Source organism: Kitasatospora sp. NPDC052868, assembly GCF_044547105.1.
In the GTDB taxonomy this organism is placed as follows: domain Bacteria; phylum Actinomycetota; class Actinomycetes; order Streptomycetales; family Streptomycetaceae; genus Kitasatospora.
The window spans coordinates 214,582-236,866 of the sequence record NZ_JBITZW010000003.1 but is presented as its reverse complement, the minus strand read 5'-3'; the positions used below and the strand labels follow the sequence as shown (position 1 = coordinate 236,866).

The 22,285-nt window shown below is 73.1% G+C and carries 19 protein-coding genes and 1 tRNA gene; 10 read left to right on the top strand and 10 right to left on the bottom strand.

Going from position 1 to position 22,285, the window contains the following annotated elements; genetic code table 11:
* Positions 1-30 precede the first annotated feature (30 nt).
* A complete protein-coding gene (locus ACIGZJ_RS07505; protein ID WP_396456377.1) occupies positions 31-783 on the bottom strand; it encodes an SOS response-associated peptidase in 753 nt (250 codons plus the stop codon).
* 133 nt (positions 784-916) lie between these two features.
* Here ACIGZJ_RS07505 and ACIGZJ_RS07500 point away from each other — a divergent pair, with 133 nt between their 5' ends.
* The 5 genes from ACIGZJ_RS07500 (at position 917) to hisN (ending at position 5,571) form a co-directional block, all read left to right on the top strand.
* A complete protein-coding gene (locus ACIGZJ_RS07500; protein ID WP_396456376.1) occupies positions 917-1,630 on the top strand; it encodes a M50 family metallopeptidase in 714 nt (237 codons plus the stop codon).
* Positions 1,631-1,770: 140 nt separating this feature from the next.
* Positions 1,771-3,102: a 3-phosphoshikimate 1-carboxyvinyltransferase gene (gene aroA, locus ACIGZJ_RS07495; protein WP_392929104.1), complete on the top strand. Its 1,332-nt coding sequence runs from the start codon at positions 1,771-1,773 to the stop codon at positions 3,100-3,102.
* 15 nt (positions 3,103-3,117) lie between these two features.
* The gene (rsgA, locus tag ACIGZJ_RS07490; RefSeq protein ID WP_396456375.1) at positions 3,118-4,173 is read left to right on the top strand and encodes a ribosome small subunit-dependent GTPase A; all 1,056 of its coding nucleotides are present in this window, start codon (positions 3,118-3,120) and stop codon (positions 4,171-4,173) included.
* 120 nt (positions 4,174-4,293) lie between these two features.
* Positions 4,294-4,617 carry a DMT family transporter gene (locus tag ACIGZJ_RS07485; protein ID WP_392929100.1) on the top strand — a complete coding sequence of 108 codons (324 nt, stop codon included), beginning with the start codon at positions 4,294-4,296 and terminating at the stop codon, positions 4,615-4,617.
* 156 nt (positions 4,618-4,773) lie between these two features.
* Complete coding sequence (gene hisN, locus ACIGZJ_RS07480; protein ID WP_392929098.1) at positions 4,774-5,571, top strand: histidinol-phosphatase; 798 nt, start codon at positions 4,774-4,776, stop codon at positions 5,569-5,571.
* 86 nt (positions 5,572-5,657) lie between these two features.
* On the opposite strand, the gene ACIGZJ_RS07475 is transcribed toward hisN, so the two are convergent.
* The gene (locus ACIGZJ_RS07475) at positions 5,658-7,136 is read right to left on the bottom strand and encodes a catalase (RefSeq protein WP_392929096.1); all 1,479 of its coding nucleotides are present in this window, start codon (positions 7,134-7,136) and stop codon (positions 5,658-5,660) included.
* A gap of 105 nt (positions 7,137-7,241) precedes the next feature.
* On the opposite strand from ACIGZJ_RS07475, the gene ACIGZJ_RS07470 reads away from it, so the two are divergent.
* Positions 7,242-7,661: a Fur family transcriptional regulator gene (locus ACIGZJ_RS07470; protein ID WP_396456374.1), complete on the top strand. Its 420-nt coding sequence runs from the start codon at positions 7,242-7,244 to the stop codon at positions 7,659-7,661.
* A gap of 3 nt (positions 7,662-7,664) precedes the next feature.
* Here the strand turns inward: ACIGZJ_RS07470 and ACIGZJ_RS07465 are convergent, their stop codons facing one another.
* The 3 genes from ACIGZJ_RS07465 to ACIGZJ_RS07455 form a co-directional block, all read right to left on the bottom strand.
* Positions 7,665-9,659: a sel1 repeat family protein gene (locus ACIGZJ_RS07465; protein ID WP_396456373.1), complete on the bottom strand. Its 1,995-nt coding sequence runs from the start codon at positions 9,657-9,659 to the stop codon at positions 7,665-7,667.
* A 348-nt stretch (positions 9,660-10,007) separates the two neighbouring features.
* Positions 10,008-10,081 (bottom strand) — tRNA-Met (locus ACIGZJ_RS07460).
* A 56-nt stretch (positions 10,082-10,137) separates the two neighbouring features.
* A complete protein-coding gene (locus tag ACIGZJ_RS07455; RefSeq protein ID WP_396456372.1) occupies positions 10,138-13,146 on the bottom strand; it encodes a UPF0182 family protein in 3,009 nt (1,002 codons plus the stop codon).
* Positions 13,147-13,324: 178 nt separating this feature from the next.
* Here ACIGZJ_RS07455 and ACIGZJ_RS07450 point away from each other — a divergent pair, with 178 nt between their 5' ends.
* The gene (locus ACIGZJ_RS07450; protein ID WP_392929087.1) at positions 13,325-13,891 is read left to right on the top strand and encodes a PPA1309 family protein; all 567 of its coding nucleotides are present in this window, start codon (positions 13,325-13,327) and stop codon (positions 13,889-13,891) included.
* 66 nt (positions 13,892-13,957) lie between these two features.
* Here ACIGZJ_RS07450 and ACIGZJ_RS07445 read toward each other — a convergent pair whose 3' ends face one another.
* The 4 genes from ACIGZJ_RS07445 to ACIGZJ_RS07430 all read right to left on the bottom strand — a co-directional run bounded on the left by ACIGZJ_RS07445 (position 13,958) and on the right by ACIGZJ_RS07430 (position 17,226).
* Positions 13,958-15,067 carry a PDZ domain-containing protein gene (locus ACIGZJ_RS07445; protein WP_396456371.1) on the bottom strand — a complete coding sequence of 370 codons (1,110 nt, stop codon included), beginning with the start codon at positions 15,065-15,067 and terminating at the stop codon, positions 13,958-13,960.
* A gap of 42 nt (positions 15,068-15,109) precedes the next feature.
* Entirely contained in the window at positions 15,110-15,298 is a 189-nt protein-coding gene (locus ACIGZJ_RS07440; RefSeq protein WP_396456370.1) for a hypothetical protein, read from the bottom strand.
* 231 nt (positions 15,299-15,529) lie between these two features.
* Complete coding sequence (locus tag ACIGZJ_RS07435) at positions 15,530-15,970, bottom strand: molybdenum cofactor biosynthesis protein MoaE (RefSeq protein WP_392929081.1); 441 nt, start codon at positions 15,968-15,970, stop codon at positions 15,530-15,532.
* Between the two features lie 107 nt (positions 15,971-16,077).
* Entirely contained in the window at positions 16,078-17,226 is a 1,149-nt protein-coding gene (locus tag ACIGZJ_RS07430; protein WP_392929080.1) for an NAD-dependent epimerase/dehydratase family protein, read from the bottom strand.
* A 209-nt stretch (positions 17,227-17,435) separates the two neighbouring features.
* Between ACIGZJ_RS07430 and ACIGZJ_RS07425 the strand changes: the two genes are divergently transcribed.
* Both ACIGZJ_RS07425 and ACIGZJ_RS07420 read left to right on the top strand, forming a co-directional pair.
* Entirely contained in the window at positions 17,436-18,971 is a 1,536-nt protein-coding gene (locus ACIGZJ_RS07425; protein WP_396456369.1) for a zinc-dependent metalloprotease, read from the top strand.
* Entirely contained in the window at positions 18,968-19,576 is a 609-nt protein-coding gene (locus tag ACIGZJ_RS07420) for an NUDIX hydrolase (RefSeq protein WP_396456368.1), read from the top strand. The genes ACIGZJ_RS07425 and ACIGZJ_RS07420 overlap by 4 nt, the downstream gene beginning before the upstream one ends.
* Positions 19,577-19,714: 138 nt before the next feature.
* On the opposite strand, the gene ACIGZJ_RS07415 is transcribed toward ACIGZJ_RS07420, so the two are convergent.
* The gene (locus ACIGZJ_RS07415; RefSeq protein WP_396456367.1) at positions 19,715-20,377 is read right to left on the bottom strand and encodes a M48 family metallopeptidase; all 663 of its coding nucleotides are present in this window, start codon (positions 20,375-20,377) and stop codon (positions 19,715-19,717) included.
* 324 nt (positions 20,378-20,701) lie between these two features.
* Between ACIGZJ_RS07415 and ACIGZJ_RS07410 the strand changes: the two genes are divergently transcribed.
* Complete coding sequence (locus ACIGZJ_RS07410; RefSeq protein ID WP_396456366.1) at positions 20,702-21,790, top strand: ThiF family adenylyltransferase; 1,089 nt, start codon at positions 20,702-20,704, stop codon at positions 21,788-21,790.
* The last annotated feature ends 495 nt before the right edge of the window (positions 21,791-22,285 follow it).

Sequence of the window (22,285 nt, the reverse complement as noted above, 5' to 3'; positions counted from 1 at the left end):
CGGAAAGCGCGGTGCTCGAAAACGTGCTGCTCAGAAGAGCGTGGTCTCGTGCTCGACCTCGGTCCACGGCCGGGTCAGCTCGGGGCCGTTGTTGCGGATGCTGCCGACGGCCGGCGAGACCGGGGTGGCCAGCAGCGCGCCGGGCGGCGGAGGTATCAGCAGTCGGCGCAGCTCCTCGGGTTCGACCGCCGCCGGGTCGAGCCAGTCGTCGAAGGAGCCCGGGTCGAGGAAGAGCGGCATCCGCTCGTGGATCGGCGCGAGCAGCTCCTCCGCCTCGGTGGTGACGATGGTGAAGGTGACCAGCCACGCCTCCGGGTGCCCGGCCGGCACCGTCCGGTTGCGCCAGAACTCGTACAGCCCGGCCAGCGCCAGCGGGGCGCCGTCCGCCCGGGAGACGAAGAACGGCTTCTTGCGGGGCTTGCCGCGCTCACCCGGCACCGTCTGCCACTCGTAGTAGCCGTCGACCGGCAGGATGCACCGCCGGGAGGCGAAGGCCTGCCGGTACGAGGGCTTCTCGTGCACCGTGTCCGACCGGGCGTTGATCATCTTCACCGCCGTCTCGGCGGACCTCGACCACTGCGGCACCAGGCCCCAGCGCAGCACCCGCAGCTGCCGCACGGGCTGCGTGCCGCCCTTGGGCACCCGGTCCAGCACCACGAAGGCGCTCTCGGTCGGGGCGACGTTCCAACTGGGCGCCAGCGTCTCGGCCGGATCCCACTGCCGGACGCCGAACAGTTCGACGATGTCCTCGGGCGTACTGCTGGAGGCGAAGCGACCGCACATGCCGTCAGCTTGCCACGCGCCGCACTCTCACCGATTCCTCATCCCGAACAGCGGAACCCCCCGCCGCCGCCCGGCCGTCCCCGCATGGGAGGCTGCCACCTCGGCCGCCGGACCGCAGGCAGGGAGCACACGCATGGACACCCAGAGCATCGGCGAGGTGTGGGACCGCGTCACCGGCACCCAGCCCGCCCCGCCCGGCTGGCTCGTCCTGGCCACCGGCGCCGCCGCACTGCTCACCGTGCTGTTCCGGCCGCTGTGGCGGTTCGGCCGCAACGCCGTGACCATCGCCCACGAGGGCGGCCACGGCCTGGTCGCCCGCCTCACCGGCCGCAGGCTGGCCGGCATCCGGCTGCACTCCGACACCTCCGGCCTGACCCTCTCCTACGGCCACCCCACCGGGCCCGGCATGGTGCTCACCGCCGCCGCCGGCTACACCACCCCCGCGCTGCTCGGCCTCGGCGGCGCCGCCCTGCTCGGCGGGGGCCGGATCACCCTGCTGCTCTGGCTGGCCATCGCGCTGCTGCTGGCCCTGCTGGTCCGGATCCGCAACGCCTTCGGCCTGCTCTCCGTCCTGCTGGCCTGCGCCGCCTTCCTGCTGGTCTCCTGGTACGGCAGCACCGAGGTGCAGGCCGCCTTCGCCTACCTCGGCAGCTGGTTCCTGCTGTTCGGCGGCGTCCGCCCGGTGCTGGAGCTCCAGCACCAGCGCCGCCGCGGCCAGGGCGGCGACTCCGACGCCGACCAGCTGGCCCGGATCACCGGCATCCCCGGCCTCGCCTGGGTGACGCTGTTCCTGGTGACCGCCCTCGCCTGCCTGGCCCTCGGCGCGAACCGGCTGCTGGGCTACTAGGCCCTGTCCGACCGGGGGCCCGTCTTTGCAAAATCCCACCGCGACTTTGCAAAGACCCCTCAGGGCGCGGCGGCCGCAGTACCGTCCCGCCATCCGGCCACGGGCGGGGACAGTTCCCGTACGGCCCCTAAACTTGCCCCATGACCGAGACCCTGTGGCCCGCCCCCGTCGCGACCACCCCCGTTGACGCCACCGTCACCATCCCCGGCTCCAAGTCGGTCACCAACCGGGCCCTGGTGCTGGCCGCCCTCGCCGGCGAGCCCGGCTGGGTACGGCGCCCGCTGCGCAGCCGCGACTCCCAGCTGATGGCCGACGGCCTGCGCGCCCTCGGCGTCGGCATCGAGGAGCGGGTCAACAACGACGCCGGCGGCACCGGCGGCGGCGAGGCCTGGCGGGTCATCCCCGCGCCCGCCCTGCTCGGCCCCGCCTCCATCGACGTCGGCAACGCCGGCACGGTCATGCGCTTCCTGCCCCCGCTCGCCGTCCTCGCCGACGGCCCGGTCCACTTCGACGGCGACCCGCGCAGCTACGAGCGCCCCCAGCACGGCGTGATCAACGCCCTGCGCGCGCTCGGCGGCCGGATCGACGACGGCGGCCGCGGCGCCTTCCCGCTCACCGTGCACGGCACCGGCGCGCTGGACGGCGGCCCGGTCGAGCTGGACGCCTCCTCCTCCTCGCAGTTCGTCTCCGCCCTGCTGCTCTCCGGCGCCCGCTACAACCAGGGCGTCGAGGTCCGCCACGTCGGCGGCCCCGTCCCCTCCCTCCCGCACATCCGGATGACGGTGGAGATGCTGCGCCTCGCCGGGGTCCAGGTCGACGCCCCCGAGGACGGCGGCGAGAAGGACGTCTGGCGGGTCACCCCCGGCGCCCTGCTCGGCCGCGACATGGTCGTCGAGCCCGACCTCTCCAACGCCGCGCCGTTCTTCGCCGCCGCGCTGGTCACCGGCGGCCGGGTCGCCGTCCGCGACTGGCCCAAGCACACCACCCAGCCCGGCGACCAGCTGCGCGAGATCTACACCCGGATGGGCGGCGTCTGCGAGTTCACCGACGAGGGCCTGCAGTTCACCGGCAGCGGCCGGATCCACGGCATCGAGGCGGACCTGCACGACGTCGGCGAGCTGACCCCGGTGATCGCCGCCGTCGCCGCGCTCGCCGACTCCGAGTCCCACCTGTACGGCATCGCCCACCTGCGGCTGCACGAGACCGACCGGCTGGCCGCGCTCGCCAAGGAGATCAACGACCTCGGCGGCGACGTCACCGAGACGGAGGACGGCCTGCGGATCCGCCCGCGCCCGCTGCACGGCGGCGTCTTCCACACCTACGAGGACCACCGCCTGGCCACCGCCGCCGCGGTGATCGGCCTGGCCGTCAAGGGCGTCCAGGTGGAGAACGTGGCCACCACCGCCAAGACCCTGCCCGACTTCCCGGTCATGTGGGCGGACCTGCTCGGCGAAGCGGTGGCGGGCGGCTGAGCGGAGACTGAGCACATGCGCCGCTACGGCAAGGACGCCGACGAGGACGACATCCGCAACCGCCCCGCACGCCGCGGCTCCCGGCCGCGGACCCGGATCCGGCCCAAACACGACGACGCCGCCGAGGCGATGGTCCTCACCGTCGACCGCGGCCGGCTGACCTGCCTGCTCGACGCGGGCACCCGGCAGGAACGCGAGATCGTCGCCATGAAGGCCCGCGAGCTGGGCCGCAAGGGCGTCGTCGTCGGAGACATCGTCAACATCGTCGGCGACCTCTCGGGTGACGCCGACACCCTGGCCCGGATCGTCCGGGTCGAGGAGCGCACCTCGGTGCTGCGCCGCACCGCGGACGACGACGACCCGTACGAGCGGATCGTCGTCGCCAACGCGCAGCAGCTGGCCATCGTCACCGCGCTCGCCGACCCGGAGCCCCGGCCCCGGCTGATCGACCGCTGCCTGGTGGCCGCCTACGACGCGGGCATGGAGCCGCTGCTGGTGCTCACCAAGTCCGACCTGGCCCGGGCCGAGCCGCTGCTGGAGTCGTACGCCCCGCTCGGCATCAACTACGTGGTGACCCGTCGGGACGAGCTGGCCACCGAGGGCGCCGAGGCCGTCCGGGCGCACCTGCGCGGGCTGTCGACGGTGTTCATCGGGCACTCCGGTGTCGGGAAGACCACCCTGGTCAACGCGCTCGTGCCGCTGCACCAGCGGACCACCGGGGTGGTCAACGCGGTGACCGGCCGCGGCCGGCACACCACCGTCTCGGCGCTGGCGCTGCGGCTGCCGCCTCCCCCCGGGGTCAAGCCGGGCTCGAAGAAGGCGCTCGATCCGGGCTGGGTGATCGACACCCCGGGCTTCCGCTCCTTCGGCCTCTCGCACATCGACCCCTCCCGGGTCATCCTCGCCTTCCCCGACCTGGAGCCCGGCACCGCCGAGTGCCCCCGGGCGTGCAGCCACGACGAGCCGGACTGCGCGCTGGACGCCTGGGTGGCGGACGGCCACGCCGAGGCCGCCCGGCTCTACTCACTGCGCCGGCTGCTGGCCAGCAAGGAGACCCGCGAGGGGGACTGACGGCGCGGCGCGCCGCTTGTTTTCCGCGCGTTCGAGGTGTCGGACCGGCCAGGCCTGGTGATCATAGGAAAGTCGGGCCGGGTTACGGTCCGACACCTCGATCGACAGGGAGAGCACGCGATGGCATGGGCCCTGGTGATCCTGGCCGGCCTGCTGGAGACCGGCTTCGCTATCAACCTCAAGCTCAGCGAGGGGTTCACCAAGCTCTGGCCCACCATCAGCTTCTGCGTGTTCGCCCTCAGCAGCTTCGGCCTGCTCACCCTCTCCCTGAAGAGCCTGCCGGTCGGCCCGGCCTACGCGGTGTGGACCGGGATCGGCGCGGCCGGCACCGCGATCTACGGCATGGTCTTCCTGGAGGAGACCACCTCGGCGCTCAAGCTGGTCTCGATCTCGCTGGTGATCGCCGGGGTGATCGGGCTCCAGCTGAGCGGCTCGGCGCACTGACGCACGGCCCGGCGCCGCCCCGGACCGTACGGACCGGGAGGCCCGCCCGCCCCTGGTCGGGGGCCCTCGTGGGGCGCTCCACGGCGGCCGGACGCACGGCGTCCGCTCCGCGAGCCCGACTGTCCCGATCGGGTACGGCTCGCTAGGGTTTCGACCATGGCCGACTACCACGATGATCTCCGACTCGCCCATGTCCTCGCCGACTCGGCCGACTCGATCACCCTGGAGCGCTTCCGCGCCCTCGACCTGAAGATCGAGACCAAGCCCGACCTGACCCCGGTCAGCGACGCCGACAAGGCGGCCGAGGAGCATGTGCGCGGGGTCCTCCAGCGGGCCCGTCCGCGCGACGCGGTGCTCGGCGAGGAGTTCGGCCTGCAGGGCTCCGGCCCGCGCCGCTGGGTGATCGACCCGATCGACGGCACCAAGAACTACATCCGCGGCGTACCGGTCTGGGCCACCCTGATCGCGCTGCTGGAGGACGGCCCGGACGGCGTGGAGCGCCCGGTGGTCGGCATCGTCTCCGCCCCCGCGCTGAACCGCCGCTGGTGGGCCGCCAAGGACCTCGGCGCCTTCGCCGGCCGCAGCCTGGCCAAGGCGAGCCGGATCCACGTCTCCGGGGTCTCCCGGATCGAGGACGCGTCGTTCTCCTACTCCTCGCTCTCCGGCTGGGAGGACCGCGGCCGCCTCGACCCGTTCCTGGACCTCACCCGGGCGTGCTGGCGCACCCGCGCCTACGGGGACTTCTGGTCCTACATGATGGTCGCCGAGGGCGCGGTGGACATCGCCGCCGAGCCCGAGCTGTCGCTCTGGGACATGGCCGCCAACTGCGTCATCGTCGAGGAGGCCGGCGGCCGCTTCACCGGCCTGGACGGCGTCCCCGGCCCCGGCGGCGCCGACGCGGTCGCCTCCAACGGCCTGCTGCACGAGGAGGCGCTGCGCCGCCTCAGCGTCTGAAGTCCTTCCCCGTTCATGGGTGCGGGCCCGTGCCGACCGGCTTTCCGGTCGGCACGGGCCCGCGGCTCATCGGGGACGCGGCGGCGTCACTTCTGCTTGCGCAGCTCCCGCACCGCCTCGTCCAGGCGCCGGCCGTAGTCGGCGTCCGCCTTGCGGAAGTTCTCCACCGCCCGCTCGACGATGTCCTCGCGGTCGGCCGAGACCTTGGCGATGAAGCCGGCCAGGTTGGCGATCAGCCGCTGCTTCTCGTCCTCGGAGAACAGCCGGTACAGGGTGCCGGCCTGCACGAAGTCGTCGTCCTCGCGGTGCGAGGGCGCCTCGTGGGTGCCGGTGGCCCCGGTGACGGCCGTGGCGGCCCACAGCGGGCGGTTGGTCTGCACCGCGCCGCCGAAGCTGTTCGGCTCGTAGTTCTTGCGGCGGCCGTGGCGGCCGTCGTACAGGTGGCCGTCCCGGCTGTTGGTGAGCGCCTCGGTGGCGTGCGGGCGGTTCACCGGCAGGTGGTCGGCGTTGATGCCGACGCGGTAGCGGTGGGCGTCCGCGTAGGCGAACAGCCGGCCCTGCAGCATCTTGTCCGGGGAGGGGCCGATGCCGGGCACGAAGTGCGCCGGGGAGAAGATCGACTGCTCGACCTCGGCGAAGACGTTGTCGGGGTTGCGGTTGAGCTCCAGCCGGCCGATCTCGATCGGCGGGTAGTCCGCGTGCGGCCAGACCTTGGTCAGGTCGAAGGGGTTGAAGCGGTAACCCGCCGCGTCCGCCGCCGGCATGATCTGGACCTGCACCGTCCAGCTCGGGAACTCGCCGCGCTCGATGGACTCGCGCAGGTCCCGCTGGTGGCTGTCCGGGTCCTCGCCGGCGAGCTTCGCCGCCTCGTCGGCCGTCAGGTTCCTGATGCCCTGGTCGGTCTTGAAGTGGTACTTGACCCAGAAGTACTCGCCGGCCTCGTTCTGCCACTGGTAGGTGTGCGAGCCGTAGCCGTTGAGGTGGCGGTAGGAGGCGGGGATGCCGCGGTCGCCGAACAGCCAGGTCACCTGGTGGGTCGACTCCGGCGACAGGCCCCAGAAGTCCCAGACGTTGTCCGCCTCCTGCGAGCCGGTGTACGGGTCCCGCTTCTGGGTGTGGATGAAGTCCGGGAACTTGATGGCGTCCTTGATGAAGAACACCGGGGTGTTGTTGCCGACGAGGTCGTAGTTGCCCTCCTCGGTGTAGAACTTCAGCGCGAAACCGCGCGGGTCGCGGACGGCGTCGGCGGAGCCGAGGTTGCCGGCCACGGTGGAGAACCGCAGGAAGGTCTCGGTCTGCCGGCCGACCTCGGAGAGGAAGTGCGCCCGGGTGTACGCGGAGACGTCGGCGGTCACCGTGAAGGTGCCGTACGCGGCGGCGCCGCGGGCGTGCACCACGCGCTCCGGGATCCGCTCGCGGTTGAAGTGCGCGAGCTTCTCGAACAGCTGCTGGTCCTGGATCAGCGCCGGACCGCCGACACCGGCGGTCTCGGTGTTCTGGTTGTCGGCGACGGGGGCACCCGCCTCCGTGGTGAGGGTGGGGCGCAGCTCGTCCTGAGTGGTCATAAGAGGGTGCCTCCGCGTGATCCGGTCGTGATGAACCGATCCTAACTTGGACTTTGTCTAAGTCAATACTGGAACCAGGTCCGGAGCGTCACTTACCCTGTACCCATGAGTGATCTGCTGGAGCGGCTTCGCGGACGTGGGTGGCGGCTGACCTCGCAGCGCCGGGTCGTTGCCGAGGTCCTCGACGGTGAGCACGTCCACCTGACGGCCGAGGAGGTGCACGCCCGCGCCGTCGAACGGCTCCCCGAGATCAGCCGCGCGACGGTCTACAACACGCTGGGCGAGCTGGTCTGCCTCGGCGAGGTGCTGGAGGTCTCCACCGACGGCCGCGCCAAGCGCTACGACCCCAACGCGCACCACGCCCACCAGCACCTGGTGTGCTCCGGCTGCGGCGCCATCCGCGACGTCCACCCGCAGGGCGACCCGCTGGCCGCGCTGCCCGCCGCCGAGCGCTTCGGCTTCCTGGTGTCCGGAGCCGAGATCACCTACCGCGGACTCTGTCCGGACTGTACGAACGGACCCTGACCGCTACGCGCTCAACTCGGCGTGCAGCGCGCCCAGCAGGCGCCCCGCACGCTCCGCGACCTCGGCCGGGCCGTAGTCCGTGGCCCGCCGGCACCAGTTCTCCGCCTGGACCGGCTCGCCGCGCCGCAGCGCCAGCAGGGCCAGCCGCAGCGCCGCCCGCCCGTGCCCGGCGTCCGCGGCCCGGGTGTACCAGAGCATCGCCTCGGCCTCGCTGTCCTGCCGGGCCAGCAGCAGCCCCAGGTTGAACGCGGCGCTGCGGCTGCCCGCCTCCGCCGCCCGGCGGTACCAGCTCTCCGCGATCTCCAGCGCGCCGCGCTCGGCCGCCCGCACGCCCATCCGCACCTGGGCCCGCCGGTGCCCGGCGTCCGCCGCCAGCGCGTACCAGTGCTCGGCCTCCGCGTCCGCGTCCCCCCGCCGGTCCAGCACCGAGGCCAGCCGGAACGCGCCCTCCGCCGAACCGCCCGCCGCCGCCTGCCGGTAGCGGTCCAGGGCGCCCGCCAGGTTGCCGCGCTGCTCCTGGACGACCGCCAGCTGGAGCGCCGCCTCGCCGTGCCCCTCGGCGGCGGCGCGCGCGTACCACTCCTGCGCCTGCCGCTGCTCGCCGCGCCCGGCGTGCAGGACGCCCAGGTTGAACGCGCCGTCCACGCTGCCGGCCTCGGCGGCCTTGGAGAACCACGGCTCGGCGCCCGACTCGTCGCCGCGCTGGAGCAGCACCACGGCCAGCGCGTTGCAGGCCTCCCGGTGCCCGGCGTACGCGGCGCGGCGGTACCACTGCTCGGCCTGCTGGTCGCGGCCGGCGCCGGCGCAGAGCAGACCGAGGTTGAAGGCCCCGTTCTGGTCCCCCGCGTCCAGCGCGCTGCGGTACCAGCGCTCGGCCTCCGCGGCCTCGCCCCGGCCGGCGTGCAGTGCGCCCAGCGCGTTGGCGGCGTTGCCGTCCCCGGCCTCGGCGGCCTCCTGCCACCAGTCGGCCGCGGCGGCGGGGTCGCCGGAGTCGCGCAGCAGGAAGCCCAGCGCGCAGGCGGCCCGCGGCTCGCCGTTCTGCGCCGACTGCCGGTACCAGCGGGCGGCCTCCTCCAGCAGCGACTGGTCGGTCCTGGCCCGCTCCTCCAGCAGCACCCCGAGGCGCAGCGCCGCGCGGGCGTGGCTGCGCGCCGCGGCGGTGCGGTACCAGGTCTCGGCGGTCTCCTTGTCCCCCGCGGCCTCGCGCATCCGGGCCAGCCGGTAGGCGGCCTCGCGGTGCCCGGCGTCGGCGGACACCTTGAACCAGCGCTCGGCGCGCACGTCGCGCCGGTGCTCCATCAGGTCGCCCAGCGCGTACGCCCCGAGCGGGTGGCCGTGGTCGGCGGCGAAGTGCAGCCAGTACTCGGCCGCCTCCTCCTCACCCTGGTCGCGCAGTTGGAGGCCGAGCGCGTGCGCGGCCGGCGCGCTGCCGGCCACCGCGGCCTGCCGCCACCACTGGGCGGCCTCGGCCCGGTGGCCCTGCTGGTGCAGCAGCACGCCGAGGTTGTTGGCGGCGGCGCGCAGCCCGGCGGCGGCGGCGCTGCGCAGGTACGGCTCGGCGTCCTCCAGTTCGCCGCGGCGCAGCAGCAGGGTGCCGAGCCGGCCGGCGGCGTCCGGGTCCCCGCCGTCGGCGGCCTGGCGGTGCCGGGCCTCCAGGGCGGCCTGCTCGCGGGCGGCGAGGGCGGTCTCGAAGCTGGCGGAGTCGAAGCCGGCGGAGCCGGGGCCGGCGGAGCCGGGGCCGGGCTGGCCGTCCTGCTCCGCCTCACCCTCGGTGAGCGCGCCGTACGAGCCGATGGCCGAGGTGAACTGACGGGCCGAGACGTGCACCAGGCTGTCGGGGCCGTAGCCGTCGGCGGTGCGGCGCTCGGTCAGTCCGCTGGTGCGCTGGGCGGGCAGGGCTCCGGGGTGGCGCTCGGGGCTCTCCGCCCAGGCGTCGGTGTCCGCCTCGGTGGTCGCTGCGGGCTTGGCTCCTGGTCCGTTCCTGCCGATCAGCCTCATGCCGACTCCCGCTCCCCCAGAGTGCCGCGGCATCCTCCCCCGGCCTGCGGCCAGGGGGACCCCCAGGGGGCCTGCCGGATCCGACGGCCGGTCAGCAGCCGTGCAACGTCCCCCGTATGTCCCATCGTCGCATCACCCGCAACCCGCGTACACCTGCCCCGGCCGATTTCGGCGGGGCGGACCCGAAGCCGACGGAATTGCTTCGGCGCTTTGTCGATTTCCCGACACTTCGATGCCACAAACCCCGATGCCCGCAACGGTCGATAGTACCGGAGCGGGCCGGGCCGCCCCCGGATGAAAACGCAAGAGGCCCGGAGGATGATCCTCCGGGCCTCTGCTGCTACTGAGTAGCGGGGACAGGATTTGAACCTGCGACCTCTGGGTTATGAGCCCAGCGAGCTACCGAGCTGCTCCACCCCGCGTCGGTAGTTGAACTGTAGCACGGGTGCGGGGTGGAACAGGAATCGGTTTTCCCAGCTCAGGGACTCGTGCTCGGCGCGGTGCTCGGGGCCGGGTTCGTCGGGGCCGCGGTCGGGGCCGTCGTCGGGGTCGCCGCCGAGGGCGAGGACACAGGCGTGCCGCCCGCCTTCTGCTGGGCCTCCTGGGCGGCCTTGATCGCCTCGCCGAGCGCCTTCTGGGCCTGGCCGTAGGCCGCCCAGTCGCCGTTCTTGAAGGCGCTCTGGCTGTCGTTGTACGCCTTCTCCACGTCCGCCCAGGCCTTCTGCAGCTCGGGCGAGGTGCCGGTGCTCGGGGGCTGCGTCGGCGAGGTCGGCGTCCCCGGAGTGGTCGGGGTGGTCGGGTTGCTCGGCACGGTGGGCGTGGTCGCGGGGGCCGCGCCGGCGAAGACCTTCTTCAGCGCCTCCTCCAGGGTGTTCTCGAACGCCACGTTGTCGTTCCCGTACACCGCGAGGACCTTTTGCAGCGTCGGGTACTTGGCACCGCGTCCGCGCACGTACACCGGCTCGACGTTGAGCAGCCCGCCGCCGACCGGCAGGGTCAGCAGGTTGCCGTACTCCAGGTCCGAGTCGCCGCCGCTCTTCAGCAGGGTGATCTGCTGGGCCACCTCCTGGCGGGAGTTGAACTGCGACTGCACCAGGTTGGGGCCGAGCGTCTTGCTGTCCCCCGGCACCTTGAGGATCCGGATCTTCCCGTAGTCCGGCCCCGGGTCGGCGCTGACCGCCATGAAGGCCGCCAGGTTGTCCCGCTTGTTCGGCACGAAGGCGGTGGTCAGCGAGAAGCTCGCCGAGGTGACCGCCGGGTCCGGCATCCGCACCGTCAGGTAGTACGGCGGCTGGACCTGCTTGGTGTCGCTGGTCGGGTCCACCGGGACCTGCCAGATGTCGCTGCCGTTGAAGAACGAGTTGGCGTCCGTCACGTGGTACTGGCCGAGCAGGTCGCGCTGCACCTTGAACATGTCCTGCGGGTACCGCAGGTGCGGCATCAGCGTGGCCGGGATGTCGGCCTTGGCCTTGACGGTGTCCGGGAACGCCTTCATCCAGGTCTTCAGCACCGGGTCGTTCTCGTCCCACTGGTACAGCGTCACCTCGCCGGTGTACGCGTCCACGGTGGCCTTGACCGAGTTGCGGATGTAGTTGACCTGGTTGGCGGCGGTCAGCAGCTCACCGCGCTGGTTGGTCAGCGAGTCCTTGGTGGCGGTGCCCAGCGTCGTCTTGGACGAGAACGGGTAGCCGTCGGAGGTGGTGTAGCCGTCCAGCACCCAGACCACCCGGCCCGGCTGGCCGTTCTCGCCCGGCTCCACCACCGGGTACGGGTCGGCGTCGATGGACAGCCACGGCGCGACCTTCTCGACCCGCTCCTTGGGGGTGCGGTCGTAGATCACCTTGGCGCCGTGGCTGATCGCGCCCGCGTACAGGATCTGCGGCTCGGCGAACTTCACCGCGTAGGCGGCCCGGGTGATCGGGTTGTCCAGCGAGACCCCGCTGCCGCCGCCGTAGGTCGACTCCTTGTTCTCGCCGGAGTCGGTGGTGTAGTCGATCTCCTTGTTGGAGCCGCCGACGATCGAGTACGTGCCGGTCTTCTCGCCGTAGTAGATCCGCTGCTGGTAGTCGCCCAGCGAACCGGTGGCCGGCAGGCCCGACTCGGTGAAGACCGGCTGGCCCTTGTCGTTGACCTGGTTGCCCTTGGCGACGACCGCGCCGTAGCCGTGGGTGTACTTGAAGTGGTCGTTGATCCAGTTGCGCTGCACCCCGTTGAGGTCCAGCTCACGCAGGCCGATCACGGTGTCCTGGGCGCCCGCGCCCTTTCCGTACCGGTCCACGTCCAGGGTCTGCGGGAACGCGTAGTACGAGCGCTGCTGCTCGATCGACTGGAAGGTCGGCGAGACCACGTTCGGGTCCAGCAGGCGGATGTCCGCGATGGTCTGCGCGTCCGGCTTGAGCGCGTCCGCCGTGGTCGAGCCCTGCGGGGTGTACGGGGTGGTCTGACTGTCCGCGATCCCGTACGCCTGCCGCGTCGCGTCGATGTTCTTCTGGATGTACGGCGTCTCCTTGGCCTGCTCGTTCGGCTTGACCTGGAACTGCTGCACGATCGCCGGGTACACCCCGCCGATCAGCACCGCCGACAGCACCATCAGGCCCAGGCCGATCAGGGCCGGCGCCCAGGTGCGGCGGATCGGGGTCAGGAAGAACAGCACCGCGCAGATGATCGCGACGAAGAACAGGATGGTCTTGGCCGGCAGGAACGCGTTGGCGTCCACGTAGCGCAGACCCGTCCAGCCGGACACCCCCTTGTAACCGCCGGTCTTGACCGCCAGCGCGTACCGGTCCAGCCAGTACGCCACGGCCTTCAGCAGCACGAAGACGCCGAGCAGCACCGCCAGGTGGCCCTGCGCCCCGGCGCTCGCCCGGCGGCCCGGGCCCTGCAGCCGCAACCCGCCGTACAGGTAGTGCACCAGCACCGACGCCAGCAGCGAGACGATCACCGCGCTGAACGCGAAGCCGAGCAGGAACTCGTAGAAGGGCAGCTCGAAGGCGTAGAAGGAGACGTCCAGGTTGAACTGCGCGTCCTTGACGCCGAAGGACGTCCCGTTGGTCCACAGCAGCCAGGTCCGCCACTGGCCGGACGCCGCGGCACCGGCCACCAGGCCGATCACCAGCGACAGCCCGATCAGCGCCCAGCGCTTGAACGGCGCCAGCCCGGCCCGGTAGCGGTCCAGGCTCTGCTGCTCCACCGACATCGCCGACAGCGGCGGCCGCAGCCGGTGCGCCAGCCAGATGTTGGCGCCCGTGATCACGGCCATCAGCAGGCCGAAGACGGCGAACAGCCCGACCTTCGTCCAGAGCTGGGTGGTGAACACCGAGGAGTAGTGGACGGACTTGAACCAGAGCCAGTCCGTCCAGAACCCGGCGAACATGACGAACAGCAGGAAGAGCACCGCGAGCACGCCCAGGGTGAGCAGGGCGACCCGCGCACGCCGGGAGGGCGGGCCTACCCTGCGCCGGAATCCCGGCCCTGAGCGTTCCGGCATCTGGAATACCACGGTGGCACCTCAGCTGTGTCGTCTGGAATAGGTTCGGTCGTCAGTGCAACTTAACCAGGCTTTAGCCGAGTTCCCACCGTTAGCAGACGGTTACGACAACCGCCCGCCACCGGCCGCCGTCCGTGTGTGGCAGCGCCCCGGCCGCCCGGCGTGTGAGGATTGGGACATGTCCGATGTCTCCTCTTCCTCCCCCGACGACGTCTCCAGCCTCCCGGCCGCGACCCCGCTCACCCGGGCCGCGCTGGAGATCGACGAGTACGCCGCCACCCTCGGCTGGGACCTCCCGGCCCGGCTGTTCGCCCTCGTGGACAGCGCCGCACTGCGCAAGGCCGACCCCCGGGTCGCCAAGCAGCTCGGCCTCGCCGACAGCGACGAGCCCGGTCTCACCCCGGTCGAGCAGGACGAACTGCCGGCCGGCATGGAGCTGGACAAGTTCCTCGGCACCATCGCCTGGCCCGACGCGGTGGCCGGCTGCGCCCTCGTGGTGGAGCGGCTGATGCTTCCGCCGGGCGCAGAGCAGTCCCGCCCGCGCAACGCCAGCGACGCCCAGCTCGCCGACTGGGTGGCCAACCACCCCAAGCGCGAGGAGGTGCGGATCACCGCCGCCGTGCTGCGCAACGGCAAGAAGGAGATCGCCCTGCGGCTGCGCTCCAAGGACACCGCCCGCGAGGTGCTGACCGGCCCCGACCTGGTGCCGGGCCTGACCAAGGCGCTGCTGGCGACCTTCTCCTGACCCGGCCTTCCCGCCCGGCCGGCCCCGGCCGCCGGGCGGGGCCGATGGCCGGCTGCGGCGGCTCTGCTACTTGGTGCAGGACGGCAGCGCGGAGGTCTGCCCGGAGCGGACCTGCTCCAGCGACTTCAGCGCGCCGTCCAGCGTCTCGGCCTTGATCAGGGTCAGCCCGGACGGGGTGGCCTTGCTCGCCTCGGCGCAGTTGGCGGCCGGGGTGAAGAAGTACTCGGCGCCGGCGTCGCGGGCGGCGATCAGCTTCATCGATATGCCGCCGATCGGGCCGACCTTGCCGTCGTCGGTGATGGTGCCGGTGCCGGCCACGAACCGGCCCGCCGTGAGGTCCTCCGGCGTCAGCTTGTCGATGATGCCGAGCGAGAACATCAGGCCGGCGCTCGGGCCGCCGACGTCCTGCAGGCCGATGTCGATCTGGAACGGGTAGGTGTGCCGGATCCCGGCCACGATGCCGACCATCGCCGCGTCGGCGCGGTCCGGCTTGAGCGTCGGGTCGACGTCCCCGGCCCGCTTGGTGATGACGGCGACATCGGTGCTGGCGGCCTTGGCGCCGTTGGCGTTGGCGTCTTTGACCCGCGGGACGACGGTGAACATCACCAGCTCGCCCGGCTTGTGCCTGGTGACGGCGTTGGCGACGTCCTCGGGGGTGGTCACCGGGGTGCCGCCGACGGCGACGATCTGGTCGCCCGCGTGCAGCCTGCCCTCCGCCGGGGCGCCGGCCGCGACGGACTTGACGATCAGCTCGGCCCCCACCGGGATGCCCAGCTGGGTGAGCGCCGCCGTCCGGGCGCTGTCCTCGGAGGAGGCGAACTCCTCGGCGTTCTGCCGCTTCGCCTGCTCGTCCGTCTGGCCCTTCGGGTAGACGTTGTCGTGCGGGACGACCAGCACGTCGCCGCGCAGCCACCCGACCACCGCGGAGACCAGGCTGGGCTCGTACTTGGCGCCGGTGACCTGGACGGTCGTCATGTTGAGGTGGCCGCTGGTCGGGTACGACTCGTGGCCGGTGATGCTGATCACCGGCTTGCCCGTCTTGTCCTGCATCCCGAGCGTGTTGTACGTCGGCCCGGGGCTCATCTCCGTGTACGGCACCTTCGTCAGCACCGAGACGCAGAGCAGCGCTATGAGCAGCAGGGTGGCGGCGAGCATCGTCGCAGAGCGGCGTGGCATGCCTCGACAGTACGGGACGCGGGTGACGCGGCGCCCGCCGGGCTACCGCCCGGGGCGCTCGCCCGGGGCGCTGTCCGCGGTGGTGCGTTCCATCGCCGCCATGAAGCGCCGGTGTTCGGCCAGTGAGGCCGGGTCCCCCGTGGCTCGCGGGGCCCGTTGGGCCCACCCCGCCCACAGGGCGGCGAGCAGGACGGCGACTACCGGAATGATCAACCAGGCGAGCACAGCCATCTCAGTACTCCCAGCTCGTCGTGTCTATGAGCAGATTAACCACCCCGGCGGACAACGCAGGTGGCGCCGTCCGGGTTACGGGACGGCCGATCGGCTCACTGCCAGGGAGTATTCGGCGCACCGGTCCACACCCGTTCGGGTGAGGGCGCGGCGCGCCTGCCGGAAAGCGGTGCGGCGGGGGGCTTCAGCAGCTGCGGCGGGAGCCCTTCGGCAGCCGCCGGCGGGCGGCCGTCAGCAGCTGCCGGCGCCGACCCACTCCTCCTCGCCGTCGGAGAAGACCTGGTGCTTCCAGATCGGCACCTCGTGCTTGAGGTCGTCGATCAGCCGACGGGCGGCGGCGAACGCCTCACCCCGGTGGGCGCAGGAGACCGCGACGATCACGGCCTTGTCGGTGATCTCCAGCCGGCCGATCCGGTGCACCGCGGCGAGCGCCCGGACCGGGAAGTCCGCGACGATCTTCTCCGCGATCCGCCGCATCTCCTGCTCGGCGGTGGGGTGGCAGCTGTACTCGAGCGCCGCGACGGACTTGCCGCCGTCGTGGTCGCGAACCGTCCCGACGAAGACGGTCGTACCGCCGGCCGCGTCGTCGCCGACCGCCTCGTACACCTCGTCGAGCGAGAGCGGGGTGTCGCGGACGGCGAGCAGCCGGATGGGGTCGTGGTTCTCGGACATGACTCCATGATTCCCCATCCCGGGTGGTTTCGGGCAAGGGCCTTCCGTATCACGATTGCGAAATTTCGCATCGTGAGAACGGGATAGGGAATCGACCGCCCGACCGGTCAGAAGCGGCGCCGCTTGCGGGCCCGGCGCACCAGCGCCGCGGTACCGACCAGCGCCACCGTCGCCCCCGCCGCCCCCAGGCTGGTGGCGGCCTCCTTGCCGCCCAGCCGCCGCCCGGCCACCGCGTGCTTGCCGGAGACCTGCGCCAGCAGCTCCGCCAGCACCTGCTCGTTGCTGTACACCGGGCGCCAGCCCGCCTCGTGCAGGCGGCTGCCGGACACCACCCACGGGTACATGGTGTACGCGAGGTCCCCGGCCGGGGCCGGGGTCAGGCCCAGCCGGTGCAGCCGGGCGGCGGTGCCCAGCGCCAGCGAGGCGGGCAGCTCCATCCGCCGGATCCCGGAGAGCCGCTCCACGTCCTCCTGCTCCAGCCAGCCGTCGCAGCCGACCGTGACCTCGCCCTCGACCAGGCCGAGCGCCGCGTACTCCAGCGCCGCCGCCAGGTCGTCCACGTGGCAGAACTGCCAGCACGGCCGGGAGCCCGCCACCACCAGCAGCCGGGGCGCCTCGAAGTGCCTGGTCAACACGGTGTCGACGCCCGGCCCGACCACCACGGCCGGACGCAGCACGGTGACCTGGAGACCCGGGTGGGCGCGCGGGGCCCGCCGGGCCAGCCGCTCGATCTCCAGCAGGTCGCCGACCAGCGAGGCCTCCTCGGTGGCCCGCAGCTCCGAGTCCTCGGCCAGCGGCACCTCGTTGTCGGCCAGCGCGCCGTAGACCATCGCCGAGGTGCAGAGCACCACCCGGTTGACCCCGGCGGCCGCGGCGGCGGTCAGCACGGTCTGCGCGCCGCGCACGTTGTAGGCGCTGCGGGCCCGCGGGTCGGACTCCATGCCGAGGTCCATCGCGAGGTGGACGACCACGTCCACCCCGGCCAGCCGCTCGGCCACCGCCGGGTCGCGGACGTCCAGGATCCGCCACTGGACCCCGGGCACCTCCCCGCGGCGGTCGTCCACCGCGAGCACCTTCTTCACACCGGGCGAGGCGACCAGGCGTGCGGCGACGCGCTCGCCGAGCACGCCGGCGGCGCCGGTCACGGCCACGGTCAGCGGCCTTCCGCCGTAGGCTGGAGGCGGCGACGCCGTGATGTCCGGGGCGTCCTCACCTCCGGTCAGCCCAGAGCGAACGTCCGAGGGCGGGGAACTCACCGGCCATCCTCCACGGTTAGCTTATGTGCGTACGTACGTGTGTCAGTACGTCCATCCTGCCCGAGGCTAAGGCCCGGCGGTGCACCCGGCGCGGGCCAGCCGCGCGGGAGCCGCCCACCGGCCACGAGTCCCCCACTCCGCCGACCGCCTCGGACCGGCAGTTTTCACCCGCCACCACCCGCAAGACGGCCGACCGGATCGAGGACCCCGTGAGCGACCTTCCCTTCGGATTCGGCGTTCCGCCAGAGGAGCCCGAGGACGGCAAGGACAAGGACAAGTCCGAGCAGGACAAGCCCCAGCAGGGCAAGCCCGAGCAGAGCGGCCAGTCCCCGTTCGGCTTCGCCGGGAACCCGCTGGGCGCGCTGTTCGGCATGGGTATGCCGGGAGCCCCCGGTGGGCCGGGCGCCGGCGGGCCCGGTGCGGACAACCCCTTCGCGGCGATGTTCGGCGGCCTCAACCCCAACGACCTCGGCGCGGCCTTCCAGCAGCTCGGGCAGATGCTCTCCTTCGAGGGCGGCCCGGTGAACTGGGACCTCGCCAAGGACATCGCCCGCCAGACCGTGGTCGCCGAGCCCGTCGAGGGCAAGAGCAAGGACCGCTCGGTCAGCGCCACCGAGCGCTCGGCCGTCGCCGAGGCCGTCCGGCTCGCCGACCTCTGGCTGGACTCCGCCACCGAGTTCCCCTCCGGCGCGGGCACCGCCGTCGCCTGGAGCCGCGCCGAGTGGATCGAGGCCACCCTTCCGGTCTGGAAGGACCTCGTCGACCCCGTCGCCGAGCGGGTCGGCACCGCCATGGGCGGCGTGCTGCCCGAGGAGATGCAGGCCATGGCCGGCCCGCTGATGGGCATGATGCGCTCGATGGGCGGTGCCATGTTCGGCACCCAGATCGGCCAGGCGCTCGGCGCGCTCGCCGCCGAGGTGGTCGGCTCCACCGACGTCGGCCTGCCGCTCGCCCCGGCCGGCAAGGCCGCGCTGCTGCCGCAGAACATCGCCGAGTTCGGCGAGGGCCTGAACGTGCCCGCCGACGAGGTCCGGCTCTACCTCGCCCTGCGCGAGGCCGCCCACCAGCGGCTCTTCGCCCACGTGCCGTGGCTGCGCGCCCACCTGTTCGGCGCCGTCGAGGCCTACGCCCGCGGCATCAAGGTGGACAGCTCCCGGATGGAGGAGCTGGCCGGCCAGCTCGACCCGAGCAACCCCGAGGCGCTTCAGGAGGCCCTCGCCGGCGGCCTGCTCCAGCCCGAGGACACCCCCGAGCAGAAGGCCGCGCTCGCCCGCCTGGAGACGGCGCTCGCGCTGGTCGAGGGCTGGGTGGACGCCGTCGTGCACGCCGCCGCCGAACCCCACCTCCCGCAGGCCGGCGCCCTGCGCGAGACGGTCCGCCGCCGCCGCGCCGCCGGCGGGCCCGCCGAGCAGACCTTCGCCACCCTGGTCGGCCTGGAGCTGCGCCCGCGCCGGCTGCGCGACGCCGCCCGGCTCTGGGCGCTGCTCGCCGACGCCCGCGGCATCGAGGGCCGCGACGACCTCTGGCAGCACCCCGACATGCTGCCCACCGCCGCCGACCTGGACGACCCGGACGCCTTCGTGCACCGCGGCAGCGCCGACGACCTGGAGGGCGGCCTCGACTTCGACGCGATCGACCGGCTGCTCGGCGAGGCGGCCGCCGGCGGCTCGTCCGCGTCCGACGCCAAGCCCGACCTGGCCAAGAAGGACGAGGACGAGGACGGGAAGGGCGAGCCCACCGCATGACGATCACCGACCCGGGCGCGTCGACCCGGCCCGCCCCCTCGCTGCACGCCGACGCCGTCCGCACCCTGGCCGGCTGGCGGCCCGCCGACCCGGACCAGGACCAGCTGCGGCGCGACTACCTGAACCACCTGGCCGAGCAGCCCGAGGGCCTGTACCGCTCCTGCCTGCCCGCCCACATCACCGCCAGCGCGGCGGTCGTCGACCCGGCCGCCGGGCGGGTGCTGCTCACCCTGCACCCCAAGGTCGGGATGTGGCTGCAGATGGGCGGGCACTGCGAGCCGGGCGACCCCGACCTCGCCTCGGCCGCGCTGCGCGAGGCCACCGAGGAGTCGGGCATCCCGGACCTCGTGCTGCTGACGGTCGACGGCGTCCCGGTGCCGGCGAAGCTCGACCGGCACCAGGTGCGCTGCACCGGCAAGGACCGGCCGGAGAACACCCACCTCGACGTCCAGTACATCGCGGTGGCACCGCCCGGGGCGCAGGCGCTGATCAGCGAGGAGTCGCTGGATCTGCGCTGGTTCGACTTCGACCGGCTGCCCGAGCTGACCGACCACTCGGTGCGCGTCCTCGTCGCGCGGGCCCGGGAGCTGACCGCCCGCGGTTGAGGTGAAGGCATGAAGTAGGGGCGCGGGCCGGACGGCCCGCGCCCCTTTTTTCGGCCTGGTCGGCCCTCGTCGCGTTCTTTTCGGTCTGGTCGGCCCTCGTCGCGCCGTCTTCGTGTCGTCCTTCCGGCGGGGTGTGCGTCAGCCGCAGGAACCGGCCGGGTCCGGCTCCGGCCGGGCGCCGGGGATGTGCGGCAGCCGGGCCGCTGACACCACGCCCTCCAGATAGCCGCGGGCCCGCTCGGTGCGCGGATAGGCCTCCAGCAGGGCCCAGAAGGCCGGGCCGTGGTCCGGCACCAGCAGGTGGGCGAGCTCGTGCAGCAGCACGTAGTCGACCACGTACTCGGGCATGCCCTGGAGGCGGTGCGAGAGCCGGATCGTGCGCTCGCTGGGGGTGCACGACCCCCAGCGCGAGTTCTGGTTGGTGACCCAGCGCACCTGCGCGGGCTGGGCCCGACCGCCGAGATAGCCGGCCGAGAGCTCACGCGCCCGGGCGGCCAGCGCGTCGTCGCCGAGCATCCGGCGGCTCTCCTGGGCCGCCAGCTTCTCCAGCATCTGCGCGACCCAGCGCTGCTCCTCGGCGTGCGACATCCGGGCCGGGATCAGCACGATGGTGCGGTCGCCCTCGCGGTACGCGGACACGGTACGGCTGCGGCGGGCGCTGCGGCGGACCTCCACCCGGGAGCGGTCGAACTGTTTCTCGACATGCGCTTCACCGTGCTTGTCCGCGCCCGGAGGGGGCGGCGGCGGTTCCGCGGATGTCGGCCGCTGATCAGGGCGCCCGCGCGTGCTCGGCGCCGCCACCTGCGACCCGGACGCTGCACGGGCACGCCGACGCGACGCCGGGGGATGGGAGTCCCGTTCGGCTGCCATGGCACACGACGTTACCCGGTACCCCTGACAGAAGTCCGCTGCCGTGGCCGAAATCTTTCGTGGAGTGATCGCGAACGAAAGGCCGACAGAGGGTGTCCGGAATACGACCTCGGACCGGACATCGAGTTATCCACAAGGAGTGCGAACCGATGGTGTGATCATGGACCCGGACCTGTGGATAACCCAGAGCACGACGTCGTTCCGATCGGGCATGCTGCCGTCAGCCGTCCGGAAACGATCGGAAGGGACACCACCGTGCGCCTTGCCCTGAAGCCCGCCCTCTCCCGCAGCTGGCGGGACTCCGACACCCTGCAGTTCGGCACCCTCCAGCGCTACGCCGGGGTGGTCGAACGCGCCGACAAGACCCTCTGCGACTTCCTCGGGCTGCTCGACGGGACGCGCGAGCGGCCGGAGCTGCTCGCGGCCGGCGAGCGGGTCGGCCTCGGCCGCGACCCGGCGGACGCACTGCTCGACGAGCTGGAACAGGCCGGGCTGCTGGACGACGCCGACGCGGCGGGCGCCGCGCTGCGGCGCTACCCGCAGCCGCACCGCGATCTGCTCGGGCCGGATCTCGCCTCGCTCTCGCTGGTCCACTCCAGCCCGGGCGCCGCACCGGCCGTCCTGTCCCGACGGGCCGACCTGCGGGTCGAGGTGCGCGGCGCCGGCCGGGTCGGGGCGGCGCTCGCCGCGGTGCTGGCGGCGGGCGGGGCGGGGGCCGTCACCGTGGTGGACAACGGGCGGGTCGGCCCCGGGGACTGCTCCCCCGCGGGTCTGCCACCGGGCGACGTCGGGCGGCTGCGGGCGACCGCCGCCCGCGAGGCCGTCCAACGGGCCTCGGCGCGGCGGCCGGCGCCGGGCGGCGGCCGCGTGGGGAAGGGGCCGCCCGATCTGGTCGTGCTGGCGCCCAGGGACGGCAGCGGGGCGTTCGCGGGCGGCACGTACGCGGCCAGGGAGCTGCTGCGGGCCGGGGTGCCGCACCTGTACGTCGGGGTGGTGGAGGAGATCGGGGTGGTCGGGCCGCTGGTGGTCCCCGGCGTCTCGGCCTGCGGCCACTGCCTGGTGCTCACGAGGGAGGACGAGGACGCCGCCTGGCCCCGTCTGCTCGCCCAGCTGGCCGACGAGGGCCCCGGCCGGGCCCGCACCCCGGCCTGCGACACCGCGTTGGCGACGGCCGTGGCCGGTCTCGCGGCGCTCCACGTCCAGCTGTACCTCGACGGCCTCCGCCCACCCAGCGTCGACGGCTGGTGCGAGATCTCCGCGGGTGACGGTATGTCCCGCCGCCTGCGCTTGAAGGGCCATCCGGACTGCGGCTGCCTCTGGCAACCGCTGCCGCCACCGAACTGACCACGACCACCGAACCCCGGGAAGGGAGGCCTGGCCGGCCATCAGCAGCTGGGGGCCCAGCACCCTGCATGGCCTCGTCCTGCCCGCTGCAGCGGGCAGGACGAGGGGAAGGGAAGGCCGCGGGCGGCCCGGCGCCGGCCGCACCCTGGCCTGCGCTGCGGGCCGCGTTGGGCCGTCGTTTGCGGGCCGCGTTGGGCACGGGCGGCTGTCGGCAGGGCGCGGACAGGTGTGGACCGGGACAGCCAACAGGCCGAATGAAAACGAAGCGGAGGTGGTGGGAGGGGGAGGGGGGTGGGCCCCAAATCGCAGGTCAGCGCGCCGGCCTCGGGCGCACCGCCCGAGGCCGGCGAAACACCGCAGGAGGCCAGCCCGGCCCCTCCGCCCGCAGCGGAGGGGCCGGGTGGAAGACCCTCCCCCACCCGGTAGCAGACCAGGCATCAGCCGCCGACGCCCCGCCGCCGGTGCCCCGCCGCCGGGCTCCCCGCAGCGGTCGGG

Excerpts from the sequence above, each read along its gene's own strand:
- ACIGZJ_RS07505 (WP_396456377.1), bottom strand. The coding sequence starts at position 783 with ATGTGCGGTCGCTTCGCCTCCAGCAGTACGCCCGAGGACATCGTCGAA.
- ACIGZJ_RS07500 (WP_396456376.1), top strand. The coding sequence starts at position 917 with ATGGACACCCAGAGCATCGGCGAGGTGTGGGACCGCGTCACCGGCACC.
- aroA (WP_392929104.1), top strand. The coding sequence starts at position 1,771 with ATGACCGAGACCCTGTGGCCCGCCCCCGTCGCGACCACCCCCGTTGAC.
- rsgA (WP_396456375.1), top strand. The coding sequence starts at position 3,118 with ATGCGCCGCTACGGCAAGGACGCCGACGAGGACGACATCCGCAACCGC.
- ACIGZJ_RS07485 (WP_392929100.1), top strand. The coding sequence starts at position 4,294 with ATGGCATGGGCCCTGGTGATCCTGGCCGGCCTGCTGGAGACCGGCTTC.
- hisN (WP_392929098.1), top strand. The coding sequence starts at position 4,774 with ATGGCCGACTACCACGATGATCTCCGACTCGCCCATGTCCTCGCCGAC.
- ACIGZJ_RS07475 (WP_392929096.1), bottom strand. The coding sequence starts at position 7,136 with ATGACCACTCAGGACGAGCTGCGCCCCACCCTCACCACGGAGGCGGGT.
- ACIGZJ_RS07470 (WP_396456374.1), top strand. The coding sequence starts at position 7,242 with ATGAGTGATCTGCTGGAGCGGCTTCGCGGACGTGGGTGGCGGCTGACC.
- ACIGZJ_RS07465 (WP_396456373.1), bottom strand. The coding sequence starts at position 9,659 with ATGAGGCTGATCGGCAGGAACGGACCAGGAGCCAAGCCCGCAGCGACC.
- ACIGZJ_RS07455 (WP_396456372.1), bottom strand. The coding sequence starts at position 13,146 with ATGCCGGAACGCTCAGGGCCGGGATTCCGGCGCAGGGTAGGCCCGCCC.
- ACIGZJ_RS07450 (WP_392929087.1), top strand. The coding sequence starts at position 13,325 with ATGTCCGATGTCTCCTCTTCCTCCCCCGACGACGTCTCCAGCCTCCCG.
- ACIGZJ_RS07445 (WP_396456371.1), bottom strand. The coding sequence starts at position 15,067 with ATGCCACGCCGCTCTGCGACGATGCTCGCCGCCACCCTGCTGCTCATA.
- ACIGZJ_RS07440 (WP_396456370.1), bottom strand. The coding sequence starts at position 15,298 with ATGGCTGTGCTCGCCTGGTTGATCATTCCGGTAGTCGCCGTCCTGCTC.
- ACIGZJ_RS07435 (WP_392929081.1), bottom strand. The coding sequence starts at position 15,970 with ATGTCCGAGAACCACGACCCCATCCGGCTGCTCGCCGTCCGCGACACC.
- ACIGZJ_RS07420 (WP_396456368.1), top strand. The coding sequence starts at position 18,968 with ATGACGATCACCGACCCGGGCGCGTCGACCCGGCCCGCCCCCTCGCTG.